Origin of the sequence: Pseudomonas sp. EGD-AK9, assembly GCF_000465935.2 — a bacterium.
Classification (GTDB): domain Bacteria; phylum Pseudomonadota; class Gammaproteobacteria; order Pseudomonadales; family Pseudomonadaceae; genus Aquipseudomonas.
This window is the reverse complement of record NZ_AVOF01000130.1, coordinates 1-15,509: the sequence shown is the minus strand read 5'-3', so window position 1 is coordinate 15,509 and position 15,509 is coordinate 1. Positions and strand designations below refer to the sequence as shown.

At 68.6% G+C, this 15,509-nt stretch carries 15 protein-coding genes; 2 read left to right on the top strand and 13 right to left on the bottom strand.

All coding sequences use genetic code 11. The features are described from left to right. The first annotated feature begins 87 nt into the window (after positions 1-87). The gene (locus N878_RS07520; protein WP_021443057.1) at positions 88-564 is read left to right on the top strand and encodes a GNAT family N-acetyltransferase; all 477 of its coding nucleotides are present in this window, start codon (positions 88-90) and stop codon (positions 562-564) included. An 84-nt stretch (positions 565-648) separates the two neighbouring features. Here N878_RS07520 and N878_RS07515 read toward each other — a convergent pair whose 3' ends face one another. From N878_RS07515 to N878_RS07505, 3 genes are all read right to left on the bottom strand, one after another. Next, positions 649-2,043 carry a sodium-dependent transporter gene (locus N878_RS07515; RefSeq protein WP_021443056.1) on the bottom strand — a complete coding sequence of 465 codons (1,395 nt, stop codon included), beginning with the start codon at positions 2,041-2,043 and terminating at the stop codon, positions 649-651. Between the two features lie 76 nt (positions 2,044-2,119). Beyond that, a complete protein-coding gene (locus N878_RS07510; RefSeq protein ID WP_021443055.1) occupies positions 2,120-3,178 on the bottom strand; it encodes a Glu/Leu/Phe/Val dehydrogenase dimerization domain-containing protein in 1,059 nt (352 codons plus the stop codon). An 80-nt stretch (positions 3,179-3,258) separates the two neighbouring features. Then, positions 3,259-6,726 (bottom strand): indolepyruvate ferredoxin oxidoreductase family protein, encoded by a 3,468-nt coding sequence (locus N878_RS07505; protein ID WP_021443054.1) that lies wholly within the window; start codon positions 6,724-6,726, stop codon positions 3,259-3,261. A 197-nt stretch (positions 6,727-6,923) separates the two neighbouring features. On the opposite strand from N878_RS07505, the gene N878_RS07500 reads away from it, so the two are divergent. Continuing rightward, positions 6,924-7,391 (top strand): Lrp/AsnC family transcriptional regulator, encoded by a 468-nt coding sequence (locus N878_RS07500; protein ID WP_003247035.1) that lies wholly within the window; start codon positions 6,924-6,926, stop codon positions 7,389-7,391. Positions 7,392-7,445: 54 nt separating this feature from the next. On the opposite strand, the gene N878_RS07495 is transcribed toward N878_RS07500, so the two are convergent. From N878_RS07495 to N878_RS07450, 10 genes are all read right to left on the bottom strand, one after another. Beyond that, positions 7,446-8,693 carry a nitrate/nitrite transporter gene (locus N878_RS07495; protein WP_021443053.1) on the bottom strand — a complete coding sequence of 416 codons (1,248 nt, stop codon included), beginning with the start codon at positions 8,691-8,693 and terminating at the stop codon, positions 7,446-7,448. Next, a complete protein-coding gene (phnP, locus tag N878_RS07490) occupies positions 8,690-9,454 on the bottom strand; it encodes a phosphonate metabolism protein PhnP (RefSeq protein ID WP_021443052.1) in 765 nt (254 codons plus the stop codon). Before phnP ends, N878_RS07495 begins: the two co-directional genes overlap by 4 nt. Then, a complete protein-coding gene (phnN, locus tag N878_RS07485; RefSeq protein WP_021443051.1) occupies positions 9,445-10,002 on the bottom strand; it encodes a phosphonate metabolism protein/1,5-bisphosphokinase (PRPP-forming) PhnN in 558 nt (185 codons plus the stop codon). Before phnN ends, phnP begins: the two co-directional genes overlap by 10 nt. Beyond that, positions 10,002-11,147: an alpha-D-ribose 1-methylphosphonate 5-triphosphate diphosphatase gene (locus N878_RS07480; protein ID WP_021443050.1), complete on the bottom strand. Its 1,146-nt coding sequence runs from the start codon at positions 11,145-11,147 to the stop codon at positions 10,002-10,004. The genes phnN and N878_RS07480 overlap by 1 nt, the downstream gene beginning before the upstream one ends. Continuing rightward, positions 11,137-11,853, bottom strand: a complete 717-nt coding sequence (gene phnL, locus N878_RS07475; RefSeq protein WP_021443049.1) for a phosphonate C-P lyase system protein PhnL — start codon at positions 11,851-11,853, stop codon at positions 11,137-11,139. The genes N878_RS07480 and phnL overlap by 11 nt, the downstream gene beginning before the upstream one ends. A gap of 152 nt (positions 11,854-12,005) precedes the next feature. Then, on the bottom strand, positions 12,006-12,815 hold the full coding sequence (gene phnK / locus N878_RS07470) for a phosphonate C-P lyase system protein PhnK (RefSeq protein WP_021443048.1): 810 nt from the start codon (positions 12,813-12,815) through the stop codon (positions 12,006-12,008). Next, positions 12,812-13,690, bottom strand: a complete 879-nt coding sequence (locus N878_RS07465; protein WP_021443047.1) for an alpha-D-ribose 1-methylphosphonate 5-phosphate C-P-lyase PhnJ — start codon at positions 13,688-13,690, stop codon at positions 12,812-12,814. Before N878_RS07465 ends, phnK begins: the two co-directional genes overlap by 4 nt. Next, positions 13,690-14,766 (bottom strand): carbon-phosphorus lyase complex subunit PhnI, encoded by a 1,077-nt coding sequence (locus N878_RS07460; RefSeq protein WP_021443046.1) that lies wholly within the window; start codon positions 14,764-14,766, stop codon positions 13,690-13,692. The genes N878_RS07465 and N878_RS07460 overlap by 1 nt, the downstream gene beginning before the upstream one ends. Continuing rightward, positions 14,766-15,377: a phosphonate C-P lyase system protein PhnH gene (phnH, locus tag N878_RS07455; RefSeq protein ID WP_021443045.1), complete on the bottom strand. Its 612-nt coding sequence runs from the start codon at positions 15,375-15,377 to the stop codon at positions 14,766-14,768. The genes N878_RS07460 and phnH overlap by 1 nt, the downstream gene beginning before the upstream one ends. Beyond that, positions 15,377-15,509, bottom strand: a 133-nt coding sequence (locus N878_RS07450; protein ID WP_031302879.1) for a phosphonate C-P lyase system protein PhnG, incomplete at its 5' end; no start/stop codon positions are given. The genes N878_RS07450 and phnH, both read right to left, overlap by 1 nt.

Genomic DNA, 15,509 nt, shown 5'->3' with positions numbered 1-15,509 from the left:
CATCTTAGCGGCGTCGCACGGATTTGTCATGCCACCGCCACGCACAGCGCGCCATACTCCTTCGATCCACCGCCCGGGAGCCACGCCATGCCGAGCCTCACCGATACCCTGCCCGACTCGCCCTTCGCCGCTTACGTCATCCGCGCCGCCTGCAGCGCCGACGCCAAACCGCTGGCCGCCCTGCTGCAGCAACTGGGCGAAGACGAACCGCCGCCCGACGCCGCCCTGCTCGCCCTGCGCCTCGCCGAGCCGGCGAAGGATCGCCTGGTGCTGGTGGCCGAACGCGACGGCAAACTGCTCGGCACCTGCACCCTGATCCTGATCGAACACCTGGCGCACAACTTCGCCCGCTCGGCGATCCTCGAAGACGTGGTGGTCGACGGCGAGGCGCGCGGCCTGGGTATCGGCCAGGCGCTGATGCAGCGCGCAGCGGAGCACGCCCGCGCCTGGGGCTGCTACAAGCTGGCGCTGTCGAGCAGCCAGAGCCGCGAGGCGGCGCACCGTTTCTATGAGGGCTTGGGCTTCCGGCCCCAAGGCGTCAGCCTGGCATTGGCGCTGGATTGAGGCCTTTGGTGGATAAGCTGCGCGTTATCCACCCTACCCGACCTAGGGTGGATGACGCCTTATCCATCCGCCATCCAGCGGTTGTCAGAACAACCCGAGGCTATGCAGGAACACCACTAGGATGCCCAGCGGGGTGACCACCCGCAGCACCTGCCACCACAGCGCGAACAGCCCGGGCTGCTCGATGCCGATGGCCTCCTGCACGGTCTTGCGGCTCAGCGCCCAGCCGGCGAACAGCACGGTGGCCAGGCCGCCCAGCGGCATCAGCAGGTTGGTGGTCAGGTAATCCAGGCTGTCGAAGAAGGTCTTGCCCAGCAGGGTCACCTCGCTCCAGGCATTGAACGACAGCACCGTGCCCAGACTCAGCAGCCACAGGGCGATACCGCTGAGCGCTACCGCCCTGAAGCGGCTGATGCCGAACTTCTCGGTCAGCCAGGCGATGGTCGGCTCGCTCAGAGAGATCGCCGAGGTCAGCGCGGCGATCGCCAGCATGATGAAGAACAGCCCGCCGACCAGCTGGCCCAGGGGCATCTGGCCGAAGGCGATCGGCAGGGTGACGAAGATCAGCCCCGGCCCCGCGCCCGGCTCCAGGCCGTTGGCGAACACCAGCGGGAAGATCGCCAGGCCGGCCAGCAGCGCCACCCCGGTATCGGCCAGGGCCACCATCAGCGCGGTCTTGGCGATCGAGGTGCCGGCCGGCAGGTAGGAGCCGTAGGCCATCATCGCGCCGCTGGCCAGGCTCAGGGTGAAGAAGGCATGCCCCAGCGCCACCAGCACGCCCTGGGCGCTGAGCTTGCTGAAGTCGGCGTCGAAGAGAAAATGCACCGCCTGCATGAAATGCCCGGTGGTGGCGGCATAGCCCACCAGCACCAGCAGCAGGATGAACAGCCCCGGCATGAGGAAACGCAGCGAGCGCTCCAGGCCGCCGCGCACGCCGAAGGCGACGATGCCGAGGGTCAGCGCCAGCACCAGGGTGCCGTAGCCGGCCAGCTGCCAGGGGTCGGCCAGCATGGCGCCGAACAGCGCGCCGCTGCTCTCGCCGTTCAACCCGGCGAAGCTGCCGCTCATGGCCGCCGGGGTGTAGGCCACGGCCCAGCCGGCGATCACCGTGTAGAAGCTGAGAATGAGAAAGCCGGTCAGCACCGCCAGGGTACCCAGCCAGCGCCAGTGCCGGCTGACCCGCGCCTCCTTGGCCAGGGCGGCGAAGGCGCCTTCGGGGTTGGCGCGGCCGCGGCGGCCGATCATCACCTCGGCCATCAGCAGCGGGATGCCGATGGCCAGGATGCACGCCAGGTAGACCAGGACGAAGGCGCCGCCGCCGTTCTGCCCGGTGATATAGGGGAACTTCCAGATATTGCCCAGGCCCACGGCCGAGCCGGTGGCGGCAAGGAAGAACACCCAGCGCGACGACCACAGGCCTCGGCCGGCGCTGCTGGAGGCACCGGCGAAGGCGCCGGCGGCGATGCTGTCTTGACTCATTGGGACTTGCCCTCTTGTTGTTGTGAAAGTCAGGAGGCTGGGGTGGTCGAGCCACCCCGGGTTCGGTACGCGCGGCTCAGAGGCCGCCCTGCAGACGCTCGCGGGCCATGCGGTCGGCGATGGCGGTGGTGGTCGCGCCCTCGCGCTCGGCGCGCTGGAAGATCTCCGTCAGGGTCGGGCCGATGCCTTCGATATGCGCCCTGAGCTGAGCGGCGCTGCCGCCGGTGCGCTCGTAGCAGACGTCGATGATGCCGCCGGCGTTGATCGCGTAATCCGGCGCGTACAGGCATTCGCGGCGACGCAGGGTCTCGGCCAGGCTGGCGTCGGCCAGCTGGTTGTTGGCGGCGCCGGCGATGATCGGCGCGCGCAGCGCCTCAAGGGTCTGCGGGTTGACGATGGCGCCCAGGGCGCAGGGGGCGAAGACGTCGACGTCGAGGCCGTAGATATCGTGCTGGCCGACGGCGGTGGCGCCGAGCTGGGCGACTGCGCGCTGCACGTTGGCGGCCTGGATATCGGTCACCCACAGCTGGGCGCCGGCGTCCTTGAGCAGCTTGGCCAGGCCGAAGCCGACCTGGCCGACGCCCTGGATGGCCACGCGGATGCCGGAAAGGTCCTGACGGCCGAGGCGATGGGCCACCGCCGCCTGGATGCCGATAAACACGCCATAGGCGGTGGACGGCGACGGATCGCCATCGCGACTGCCGCCACCGAAGGCTTCGCGCTGGCCGGCGCCGGCCACGTGGCGGGTGCGCTCGGCCATGATCTGCATCTCGGCCACGCCGGTGCCGGAATCCGCCGCGGTGATATAGCGCCCGCCGAGGCTGTCGACGAAATCGCCCATGGCCTGGAACAGCGCCTCGCTCTTGCCGGTGTGCGGGTCGCCGATGATCACCGCCTTGCCGCCACCCAGCGGCAGGCGCGCCAGGGCCGACTTGTAGGTCATGCCGCGCGACAGGCGCAGCACGTCGCGCAGCGCCTCCTCGTCCGAGGCGTAGTTCCACATGCGGCAGCCGCCCAGGGCCGGGCCGAGGGTGCTGTCGTGGATGGCGATGATGGCTTTCAGGCCGCTGGCCTTGTCGTGGCCGTAGACCACCTGTTCGTGCTGATCGAAGTCGACGTGGGTGAAGACGGACATCGGGTTACCTCGGGTATCGGATTGTAAAAGGCCGCCCCGCTCCCAGGCGGGAGGGGGTGGCAAGGGGTGACGGGGGAGGATCAGGCGGCCGGTTCGAACAACTGCACCGCGGCGATTTCGCTGACGGCCATGCGCGCCTTGAGCTGCGCGGCCTGCTCGCGTGCCTTGGCCAGCGCCGCTTCCTTGACGTGGCCGTAGCCGCGGATCTGCTCGGGAATCTCGGCCAGGGCCACCGCCGTGCGGTAGTTGCCGGCATTGAGCTCGGCCAGCAGATAGGCGACGGTCGCCTCGTAGTCCTCGATCAGCTCGCGTTCGAGTTTGCGCTCGGCACTGTGGCCGAACGGATCGAGCAGCGTGCCGCGGAGGAACTTGAAGCGCGCCAGCACGGCGAAGGCCTTGAACATCCAGGGGCCGAAGGCGCGCTTGCGCGGCTGGCCGGTGACCGGATCGGGCTTGCTCAACCAGCTCGGCGCCAGGTGGAATTGCAGCTGGTAGTCGCCTTCGAACTGGGCCTCGAGCTGCTTGCGGAAGGCGGCGTCGCTGTACAGGCGCGCCACCTCGTACTCGTCCTTGTAGGCCAGGAGCTTGAAGTAGTAGCGCGCCACCGCCTTGCTCAGGCGCTGCTCGGCGTCAGTGTCGGCCTGGCGCACGCGCTCGACCAGCTCGCGGTAGCGCGCGGCGTAGGCGGCATTCTGATAAGCGCTCAGACGCTGCGCACGATCCTCGACGATCTCCTCCAGGCTCTGGCAACGCGGCGCCTCGACCACCTTGGGCGCGGCCAGCTTCTCCACCGCGGCCAGGTCGTGGGCCGCGCGACGGCCCCAGAGGAACGCCTGCTGATTGAGCTGCACCGCCACGCCATTGAGTTCGATGGCCTTATTGATCGCCTCGGCCGATACCGGCACCAGGCCCTTCTGATAGGCGTAGCCGAGCATAAACAGGTTGGTGGCGATGCTGTCGCCGAGCAGGCGGGTGGCCAGGCGGGTGGCGTCGACGAACTGGGTCTTGGCCGCGCCGACCGCCTCGATGATGGCCTCGCGCATGGCGGCGCCGGGCACCTGGGCATCGGGGTTGCGGGTGAACTCGGCGGTGGCCGCCTCGTGGCTGTTGACCAGCGCATGGGCGATCTTGTCGTTGAGCTTGGCCAGGGCTTCCTCGCTGGCCGCCACCACCAGGTCGCAACCGAGCAGCAGATCGGTCTCGCCGGCGGCGATGCGCACCGCGTAGATATCGTCCTGCTTGGCGGCGATGCGGATATGGGTGACCACCGGGCCGAACTTCTGCGCCAGGCCGGCCTGATCCAGCACCGTGCAGCCCTTGCCTTCGAGATGCGCGGCCATGCCCAGCAGCGCACCGACCGTGGTCACGCCGCTGCCGCCGACGCCGGGCAGGAGGATGTTCCATGGCCGCTCCAGCGCAGGCTGGCGCGGCTCCGGCAGGGCGATGAAGAGCGCGCCCAGGCCGACGGCCTCGGGCTTGCGCAGGCTGCCGCCATGCACGGTGACGAAGCTCGGGCAGAAGCCTTCCAGGCAGCTGAAGTCCTTGTTGCAGGCGTTCTGGTCGATCTCGCGCTTGCGCCCCAGCTCGGTCTCCAGCGGCAGCACCGACAGGCAGTTGGACTTGACGCTGCAGTCGCCGCAGCCCTCGCACACCGCCGGGTTGATAAAGGCGCGCTTGGCCGGATCGACCAGCTTGCCGCGCTTGCGCCGGCGGCGCTTCTCGGTGGCGCAGGTCTGATCGTAAAGGATCACCGACACGCCCTTGAACTCGCGCAGTTCGCGCTGCACGGCGTCCAGCTCGCGGCGGTGGTGGAAGCTGACGATGGGCGCGAAGGTGGCGCGGGTCGGGTACTTGTCCGGCTCGTCGCTGACCAGGGCGATGCGCTTGACCCCCTCGGCATAGACCTGCTGGCTGAGCTGGTCGATGCGCAGCTCGCCATCGATGGGCTGGCCGCCGGTCATGGCCACCGCGTCGTTGTAGAGGATCTTGTAGGTGATGTTGACCCCGGCGGCGACCGAGGCGCGCAGGGCGAGCTGGCCGGAATGGAAGTAGGTGCCGTCGCCGAGGTTCTGGAACACGTGCGGGGTGTCGGTGAATGGCGCCTGGCCGATCCAGGTGGCCCCCTCGCCGCCCATCTGGGTGAAGGTGTCGGTGTTGCGGTCCATCCACTGGGTCATGTAGTGGCAGCCGATACCGCCCAGGGCGCGGCTGCCTTCCGGCAGCTTGGTCGAGCTGTTGTGCGGGCAGCCGGAGCAGAAATGCGGGGTGCGCGCGGTGTTGTGCTTGGGCGCGGCCAGCGCCGCCTCCTTGGCGGCGAGGAAGGCCAGGCGTTCCTCGATCACCGGGCTGGAATAGATCGGCGCCAGGCGCTTGGCAATCACCCGGGCGATCATCGCTGGGGTCAGCTCGGAGAGGTTCGGCAGCAGCGAATTGCCGTCCTCGTCGAACTCGCCGACCACCCGCGGGCGCTTGCCCACCGGCCAGTTGTAGAGCTGGCCGGTCAGCTGGTCCTCGATGATGCTGCGCTTTTCCTCCACCACCAGGATCTCGTCCAGGCCCTCGGCGAACTCGTGCACCGACACCGGCTCCAGCGGCCAGCTCATGCCGACCTTGAGCACGCGCAGGCCGACCTGGGCGCAGAGCGCCTCGTCCAGGCCGAGGTCGTTGAGCGCCTGACGTACATCCAGGTAAGACTTGCCGGTGGTAATGATGCCCAGGCGTGGGTTGGGCGAATCCAGCTTGATCTGGTTGAGGTTGTTGGCCAGGGCGAAGGCGCGCGCGGCGTAGATCTTGTAGGTATTGAGGCGCTTTTCCTGGACCAGGGGCGGGTCCGGCCAGCGGATATGCACGCCGTCTTCCGGCAGCTTGAAGTCGGTGGGAGTCTTCACCTCGACCCGCAGCGGATCGACTTCCACCACGGCCGAGGAATCGACGTTCTCGGCGATGGTTTTCAGCGCCACCCAGCAGCCGCTGTAGCGCGACAGCTCCCAGCCGATGATGCCGTAGTCGAGGATTTCCTGGACGTTGGCCGGATTCAGCACCGGAATCGACGCGGCGATAAAGGCGTGTTCGCTCTGGTGGGCGATGCTCGAAGACTTGCAGCCATGGTCGTCGCCGGCCAGCAGCAGCACGCCGCCATGGGGCGATACGCCGGCCGAGTTGCCGTGCTTGAACACGTCGCCGCAGCGATCCACACCCGGGCCCTTGCCGTACCACATGGCGAACACGCCGTCGTAGCGCGCGCCGGGGAACAGGCTGGTCTGCTGGCTGCCCCAGCAGGCGGTGGCGGCCAACTCTTCGTTGACCCCGGGCTGGAAGTGGATGTGGTTGTCCTTGAGGTACTGCTTGGCGTCCCACAGGCTCTTGTCCAGGTTGCCCAGCGGCGAGCCGCGGTAACCGGAAATGAAGCAGGCGGTGTTCAGACCATGGGCGGCGTCACGCTGCTTCTGCAGCATGGGCAGGCGGGTCAGCGCCTGGGTGCCGGTCAGGTAGAGGTGACCGGTGGCGAGACGGTACTTGTCATCCAGGCGGATCTCGGCCAGTGACATGGGCGCTCCTTTTATTTTTATGGCGACCTTGGATGGCAACGGTGGGTGCCACCCTGTTCTGCCCCGCCAGGATCGCTGTACGGGACGACTGGCAAAGATCATGACCGAGGAGTTCCGCTTTTTTCTTTCTATTTGCGGGCCGAATTGCCGATACTGCGCATGATCCTTCCAACAATCACAAGAAATTGGAAACAGTCATGCAGGACAAGCTGAGCCCCATCGACCGCAAGATTCTCCGCCTGCTGCAGCACGACGCCGACCTGTCCGCCGCCGAGGTGGCGGAGAAGGTCGAGCTGTCGCAATCGCCCTGCTGGCGACGGATTCACCGCATGCAGGAGGAAGGCCTGATCGAACGCAAGGTCGCCCTGCTCAACCCCAAGCAGCTGGGCCTGGGCATGACGGTGTTCGTCGACATCAAGCTGTCGGCCCACGGCCGCGGCAATCTGGAGGAGTTCGAGCAGGCGGTGGTGGGCTACCCGCAGGTGCTGGAGTGCTACACCATGGCCGGCGGCTCGGACTACCTGCTCAAGGTGGTGGCCAGGGATATCGCCGACTACGAGCGCTTTCTGCGCGACCACCTGCTGCAGCGCCCGCACGTGCAGGAGGCGCACTCGCATATCGCCATGAGCGAGGTCAAACGCACCACCGAGCTGCCGCTGGATTAGGGCCGCCGCCGGCCGTACGCACCCTGTATCAGTCCGGCGAGCGCAAGCCGAGGCCTAAGGCAGCCGTTGGCCCCCAGGCTGCGCCGTGCGCACCAAGGTCGCCTCGTCCCCGGAATACCCAGGGGCCGCCCCCGCCCAGCGCAAGGCCAGCGGCCCGAGCAACAGCAGCAGCCCCATCAGGGCGAAGGCCGCCCACCAGCCGAGCAACCGGTTGTCGCCCAGAGCGTCGAGGCACATGCCGAACAGCAGCGGGCCGAGGAAGGCGCCGGTAAAGCCGGTGCAGGAATACAGCGCCATGGCCGCGCCGCGGTGGCTGGCCGGCGCGGCGCCGATCAGCCCGGCGGTGAGCGAGGCGGAGTCGGCGGTGACGGTCACCGCGTAGAGCAGGATCAACAGCAGCAACGCCCAGAACGGCAGCGCCGCGCCCAGGCCGATCAGCCCGGCCAGCAGCGCCGACATCAGCATCACCGCGATCAGCCAGCGCTCACGGCCGACCCGCAGCGCCAGCTCGTTGCCGAGGATGCTCGCCGGCATGCCGATCAGGGTCGCCAGCATCGCCACCCAGGTGGCGGACAGCCAGGGCTCGACGCCCTGCAAGCGCCCGGCGAACACCACGAAGGCCACCAGCCAGGCACGCAGGGCGAACAGCTCCAGGTTGTGCACCGCATAGGCCAGGCAGTAGGCCAGCACCGCGCGGCTTTTCAGCGGCGCCAGGTCCAGCAGCCGGCGTGGCTCATGGGCCGCCACCGGTTTGGGCGCCAGCCCCCACTGCACCATGGCCCAGGCCAGCAAGGCGCAGGCGCCGCTGAGCAGCGCCGGCAATTGCCAGCCGCCAAGTTTGGCCAGCTCGCCGGCGAGAATGAAGGACAGCGCCGTGCCCAGGCCGAAGCTGGCGGTGTAGAAGGCGATGGCGCGCGACTGCGCGGCGCCGTCGATACGCTCGGAGAGCGCCTTGAGTCCCGGCATATAGGTGCCGGCCAGGCCGATACCGGCCAGCACCCGCCAGGCCAGGGCCGACCAGAAGCCTTCGGCGAAGACGAAACCGGCACTGGCCAGCGCCGTCAGCAGCATGGCCGCCAGGTAGATCAGTCGCGCGTCGTGACGGTCAGTCAGGCCGGTGAGAACCGGCACGGCGAGCATGTAGCCGAGAAAGAAGCCGCCGCCGATCCAGCCCGCCTCGGTGTTGGAGAGCCCCCACAGCTGCTGGAACTCCGGCAGCAGCGCGGCGAACAGGGCGAAGCCGGCCATGCCCAGGGTCTCGGCCGTGCACAGCAGCAACGTCAGGCGACGGGCGTTGTTCACAGCACGCGCCCGTCGCTGGCCAGCGTCACCCCGGGCGGCAGCGCGTCGGGATGATCCAGCAACCAGGCGTCGAAGCTATGGCCGATATGGGTCAGCACGGTCTCCTGCGGGCGCAGGCGCTCGACCACTTGCAGGGCGCGGGTCAGGTCGTTGTGGTTGCGCGGCGCCAGCGGCTGCGGCGCGGTGGAGCAATCGAGCACCAAGAGATCCAGCGGCGCGCGATCCAGCTCGGCGCAGCTGGCCTCGGGTACGCCGAGGGTATCGGTGAGGTAGGCGATGCGCCGGCCCTGCCCTTCGAGCCCCTGCCCTTCGAACAGGTAGCCGAAGGTCGGCTTGGAATGCGTCAGCGGCAACGCGGTGACCCGTAACTCACCCAATGCGCGGCGCTCGAAGGCGGCGAACGGCTGGCTGAAGTCGAGAATGCCGGGGTGCTTGTACAGGTCGGCCAGGCCCTCGGGGTCATCAGGCCCGTGCACCGGGATGATCAGCCCCTGGCCCCAGCGCAGGTGCAACAGGCCCTGGGCGTGGTCGGCGTGGTAATGGGTCTGCAGGATGCCGCTGAGGCTGTGCGGCGCGAAGCGCTCGGCGAGATCGGTCAGGCCGCTGTCGATCAGCCAGCGCTGCGTGCCGCATTCGATCAGTGCGCAGCAGGGGCCACGGCGGCGCGCCGGATAGACGCGGGCGGCGTCGCAGGCCGGGCAGCTGCAGTTGTAGACCGGCACCTGACGGGCGTCTCCCGTGCCGAGCAGGGTCAGGCGCATCGGCGAGCCTCGTCGAGCAGGTGCAGCAGGCGACTGACGGTATGCGGCAGGGGGCCGGAGTTGTCGAGGATGACGGTGCCTGCCCTCTCCTCCTGCTGCAACTGGCGACTGCGCGCCAGGCGCTGTTCGATCTGCTCCGGCGTCTCCCGGCCGCGAGCCAGCAGGCGCTGGCGCAGCACCGCTTCGTCGACCTGCAGAACAATCGCCAGCAGATCCGGATAGCGCTGACGAGCCGCCTCGAGATGACCGCGCGAACCGTTGATCAGCACATCCTGGCCGGCGCTCAGCCAGTCATCGATCTCGCGCGGGATGCCGTAGGCCAGGCCGTTGGCGCGCCAGCTCAGGGCGAAGGCACCCTCGCCCTGCAGGCGCTCGAACTCCGCCGGGCTGACCCCTAGGGCATCCTCGCCGACCGATTCGGCGCTGCGGGTGATCACCCGCCGGGCGAAACGGCAGCCGTGCGCCTCCAGCGGCGCACGTGCGGCTTGCAACAGGCTGTCCTTGCCCGAGCCAGAAGGCCCCATCAGATAGATCAACCTGCCCTGCATCAGAACACCCTTCGTGCTTGGCGCCACACCTGCTGGATCACCGGTTGCTGGCCATGCGCCCTGGCCTGCACCAGGTCGGCGCGCAGGCCGACGCGAATCTCGCCGCGATCATCCAGGCCGGCCGCCCTGGCCGGCGCGCGGCTCACGGTGGCGATGGCCGCCGGCAAATCATAGTCGTTGTCCTGCCCGGCGAGCAGCCAGGCCGCGTGCAGCAGGCTGGCCGGGTAGTAGTCGCTGGAGAGGATATCCAGCACGCCGTGGCGCGCCAGTTCGGCGGCGGCGATATTGCCGGAGTGCGAGCCGCCGCGCACCAGGTTCGGCGCGCCCATCAGCACCTTCAGCCCCAGCTCGTGGCTGGCCCGGGCCGCTTCCAGGGTGGTGGGAAACTCGGCGATGGCCATGCCGAAACCGGCCGACTCCTGCACGTGGGCCAGGGTCGCGTCGTCATGGCTGGCCACCGAGATGCCGCGGGCGTGGCAGTCTTCGACTATGGCGCGGCGCTGGCGGTCGCTGTACTGGCGCGAGTTGGCGATCTGTTCCTGGAGAAACTCCTCCATCTCCGCCGGGCTCAGGTGGTACTTGCCCATGTAGTACTCGCGGTACTTCTCCACCTTGGCGAACTGGCGCTGGCCGGGCGAGTGGTCCATCACCGACACCAGCGCCACCAGCGGGTGCTCCACCAGGTCGCGGTAGAGGCTCAGGGCATCCGGGTGGCACAGCTCGCAGCGCAGGTGCAGGCGGTGCTCGGCGCGGGTCTGCCCGGCCGCCTCGCTGGCGGCGATGGCCTCGATCATCGCCGGCAGCTGCTGCATGCGCCGACCGCGCGGGTTGATGTCGCCGATGGCCAGCGCATCGAACACCGTGGTGATGCCGGCGGCGACGATCTGCGCATCGTGGGTCAGCACCGCCGAGGCCGAGGGCCAATCGACCCCCGGCCTGGGGCTCATATGCTTTTCCAGGTTGTCGGTGTGCAGCTCCACCAGCCCCGGCAGCAGGTAGTCACCGCCCAGGTCCTGGGCCTGCGGCAGGCGGCTGGCGCCCTCGTCCACCGCGGCGATCAGGCCGTCACGCAGCAGCAGGGTGCCGAGGAACTCGCGCTCGGCGGTGACGATACGGGCGTTGCTGAGAATCTGTTCAGACGACATAGACGTACTCCGGTTGCGCCGCCGCGGCGCTCATGTCGAGGTAACGGTCGGCCACCGCCTCGCGGGCGATGCGGTCGTGGAAGATGCCGATCAGCGCGCTGCCGGCCGCCTTGGCCTCGAGAATCAGCTCCAGCACCACCTGGCGGTTGGCCTCGTCCAGCGAGGCGGTGGGCTCGTCGAGCAGCAGCACCGGCCACTCGACCATGAAGCCGCGGGCGATGTTGACGCGCTGCTGCTCGCCGCCGGAGAAGGTGCCCGGCGCCAGTTGCCAGAGCGCCTCGGGGATATTCAGGCGACTCAGCAGGGCCTTGGCCCGCGTCTCGGCGTCGCTGCGCGTCCAGCCGCGGGCCAGCGCCGGCTCCATCACCACATCCAGGGTGGAGACGCGCGGGATGACCCGCAGGAACTGGCTGACGTATCCCAGGCTCTGCCGACGCACCGCCAGCACCTGGCGCGGCTCGGCGCCGACCAGCTCCACCGGCGCGCCCTGGTGGCGGATGCGGATGCTGCCGCCGGCGGCCAGGTAGTTGCCGTACAGGGTGCGCAGCAGGGTCGACTTGCCGGCGCCGGACTGGCCGTGCAGCACCAGGCACTCACCGCCGCGCACGGCGAAATTCAGGTCACGCAGCACCTGCAGGACGACGCCGTTCTGCTGGTGCAGGGTGAAGGTCTTGCTGAGGCCGCTGACCTCGATCAGGTTGTTCATACCTACCTCTATTACCGTCGTAGCCCTGGTTTCCTCGGGACTACGGGTGGTCGGTTGTAGGGTGGATGGCGCTTTATCCATCCACCGATGACGACTCGCTGGTGGATGAGAAAAGCGTCATCCACCCTACGCAGCGCCAGCTCGCGATACGCTTATGGCTGCAGCACCGACGACACCAAGAGCTGCGAATAGGGATGCTGCGGATCGTCGAGAATCTGATCGGTCAGCCCCGCCTCCACCACACGCGAGCGGCGCATCACCATCAGGCGGTCGGCCAGCAGCCGTGCCACCGCCAGGTCGTGGGTAACGATCACCACGGCCAGGTCCAGTTCGCGCACCAGGCCGCGCAACAGGTCGAGCAGACGCGCCTGCACCGACACATCCAGCCCCCCGGTCGGCTCGTCCATAAACACCAGGCGCGGCGCGGAGACCAGGTTGCGGGCGATCTGCAGGCGCTGCTGCATGCCGCCGGAGAAGGTGCGCGGCAGGTCGTCGATACGCGCCGGGTCGATCTCCACCTGGCTCAGCCAGTCGAGCCCGGCAGCGCGCAGTTCGCCGTAGTGGCGCACGCCCTGGGCCATCAGCCGCTCGCCGATGTTGGCGCCGGCCGATACCGCCATGCGCAGGCCATCGCGCGGGTTCTGCTCGACGAAGCCCCACTCAGTGCGCAGCAGCGTGCGCCGCTGCGCCTCGCTGGCGCTGTACAGATCGAGCCACTGGCCATCGCGGCCGCGATAACTCACCGCGCCGCGATCCGGCGGGCAGCGCCCGGAGAGCAGGCTGAGCAAGGTGGACTTGCCCGAGCCGGACTCACCGACGATGCCCAGCACCTCGCCGGGATAGAGGTCGAAGCTCACGCCCTGGCAGCCCTTGTCCGGGCCGTACAGGCGGGTCAGGTCACGCGCCGAGAACAGCGGCTCGGCCGCTGCCACGGCAGGTTGCAGAGGTTCGGCGGCGCTCATTGCAGATTCTCCTCGAGGCGCTCGGTGCGCTGGCGGCAGTAGTCGGTGTCGGAGCAGACGTAGCGCTTGCTGCCGGCGTCGTCGACGATCAGCTCGTCGAGGAAGGACTCGCCGCTGCCACAGAAGGCGCAGCACTGGTCCCAGCGCTGCACGGCGAAGGGGTGATCCTCAAAGTCCAGGCTGACCACGCGGGTAAAGGGCGGCACCGCGTACAGGCGCTTCTCGCGACCGGCGCCGAACAGCATCAGCGCCGGGCTCATGTCCAGCTTGGGGTTGTCGAATTTGGGAATCGGCGAGGGGTCCATCACGTAGCGCTCGTCCACTGTCACCGGGTAGGCGTAGGCGGTGGCGATATGGCCGAAGGTGGCGATGTCCTCGTACAGCTTCACGTGCATCACGCCGTAGTCCTCCAGCGCATGCATGGTCCGCGTTTCCTGCTCGCTCGGCTCGATAAAGCGCAGCGGCTCGGGGATAGGCACCTGGTAGACCATGATCTGCCCGGCCGACAGCGGCGTTTCCGGGATGCGGTGACGGGTCTGGATCACGCTGGCCTCCAGCGTACGCTCGGTGGTGGCGACGCCGGCGGTGCGGGCGAAAAAGCGGCGGATCGACACCGCGTTGGTAGTGTCATCAGCGCCCTGGTCGATCACCTTGAGCACGTCGTCACGGCCGAGAATGGCGGCGGTCAGCTGCATGCCACCGGTGCCCCAGCCGTAGGGCAGCGGCATCTCGCGGCCGCCGAAAGGCACCTGGTAGCCGGGGATCGCCACGGCCTTGAGCAGGCCACGACGGATCATGCGTTTGGTCTGCTCGTCGAGGTAGGCGAAGTTGTAGGCCGACGCCTCGCGGGCGCCGCTTGCAGTGGAAAGGTTCATCAGCGGTTCTCCTCTGCCGGCGCCTGGCGGCGCAGCGTGCGGATCAGTTCCAGTTCGGCCTGGAAGTCGACGTAGTGCGGCAATTTGAGGTGCGAGACGAAGCCGGCGGCCTCGACGTTGTCGCAGTGCATCAGCACAAATTCCTCTTCCTGCGCCGGGCCCTGCACCTCTTCGCCATACTCGCCGGCGCGCAGGGCGCGGTCGACCAGGGCCATGCCCATGGCCTTGCGCTCGGCGTAACCGAAGGCCAGGCCGTAGCCGCGGGTGAACTGCGCCTGCTCGGCGCTTTCACCGACGAACTGGTTGACCATCTCGCACTCGGTGATTTCGATGTCGCCCAGCGGCACGGCGAAACCCAGTTCGGCGGGCGTCATCCACACCTCGACGGCGCCGATGCGGATCTCCCCGGCGAAGGGGTGGTTGCGCCCGTAGCCACGCTGCGTGGAATAACCCAGCGCCAGCAGGAAGCCCTCATCGCCACGGGCCAATGCCTGCAGGCGCTCGGCGCGGCTGGCGGGAAAGGCCAGCGGCTCGCGGGTGATGTCCGGCACCGGGGCGCCGTCGTCCGTCTCGCGGGCCATCAGGCCCTCCTCGGCGAGAAAATCCAGCACCCGCGGACAGGGTTTGGGCTCATCGGTAACGGCTGCTTCCGGCGCCGGATACTCGCCCTCGGCCAGCAGGGTGAAATCCAGCAGGCGGTGGGTGTAGTCGAAGGTCGGGCCGAGCAGCTGACCGCCGGGCAGGTCCTTGAAGGTGGCGGAGATGCGCCGCTCCAGCTGCATCCGCGTGCTGTCCAGCGGCTCGCTGGCGCCAAAACGCGGCAGCGTGGTGCGGTAGGCGCGCAAGAGGAAGATGGCCTCCATCAGGTCGCCTGCGGCCTGCTTGATCGCCAGCGCGGCCAGCTCCTCGTCGTACAGCGAGCCTTCGCTCATGACCCGGGCCACGGCCAGCGGCAGTTGCTGGCGGATCTGCTGCACACCCAGTTCGGCGACGGCGGTATCACCGCGGCGACGGTTGGCCAGCAGTTGATGGGCATTGTCGATGGCGCGTTCGCCACCCTTGACGGCGACATACATCAGGCAGCCTCCTCGGTTTCGATCAGCACGCGGGTGCTGCGCGGCAGGCCGATCACCTCGCCGCCTGCGGCGAAGAAGCAATCCAGGCCACGGGGAAAGGCGCTGCGGGCCTGGCGCTGCTGCCAGAACGAGGCCGGCAACGGCAGGTTGACGCTGCGCACGTCCTTGATGCCGGGGCCGCGCCAGCGCAGGGCCGGGCCGGCGTGCAGCTCGCCCAGCTGGATCAGCAGGGTGCAGGACTGATCCGGGTAGCGCTCGCTGCCGTTGTCGAAGTCCGCCAGGTCGCCCAGCTCGCGCTCATCGAGCAGGGCGAACAGCGCCACCTCGCGCTCGGCGACTATCGGGCAGCCACAGTGGAACGCCAGGTTGGCGCGGATCAGCGGCGTATCGAAGCGCGGCGCCAGCCACAGCGGCGTGTCGCTGTCGAGAAAGGCCAGGCACAGGCCATAGGTGGCCGGGGCCAGGTCACCCAGGGCGTGGGCGCGATCCATGGCGCGCGGCAGACCCGGTTCGGCCAGGGCGCCGAGGGCGGCGCGGAAGCTGAGCTGGGCGTCCAGCACCGGGTCGTCGAAAGCCGGTTGCAGCCAGTGCGAGCTGTGCGGCGCGTTCATCAATCCTCTCCTCTGACCAGGGTGAAAAACTCCACCTGGGTGGTGGCAGTCTGTGCGGCCCGAGCCAGGCGCTGTTCGCGCTGCTGGCGGGCCAGGGGTTCGATCAGGTCGCTGAGCCAGCGCGCCTGGTCG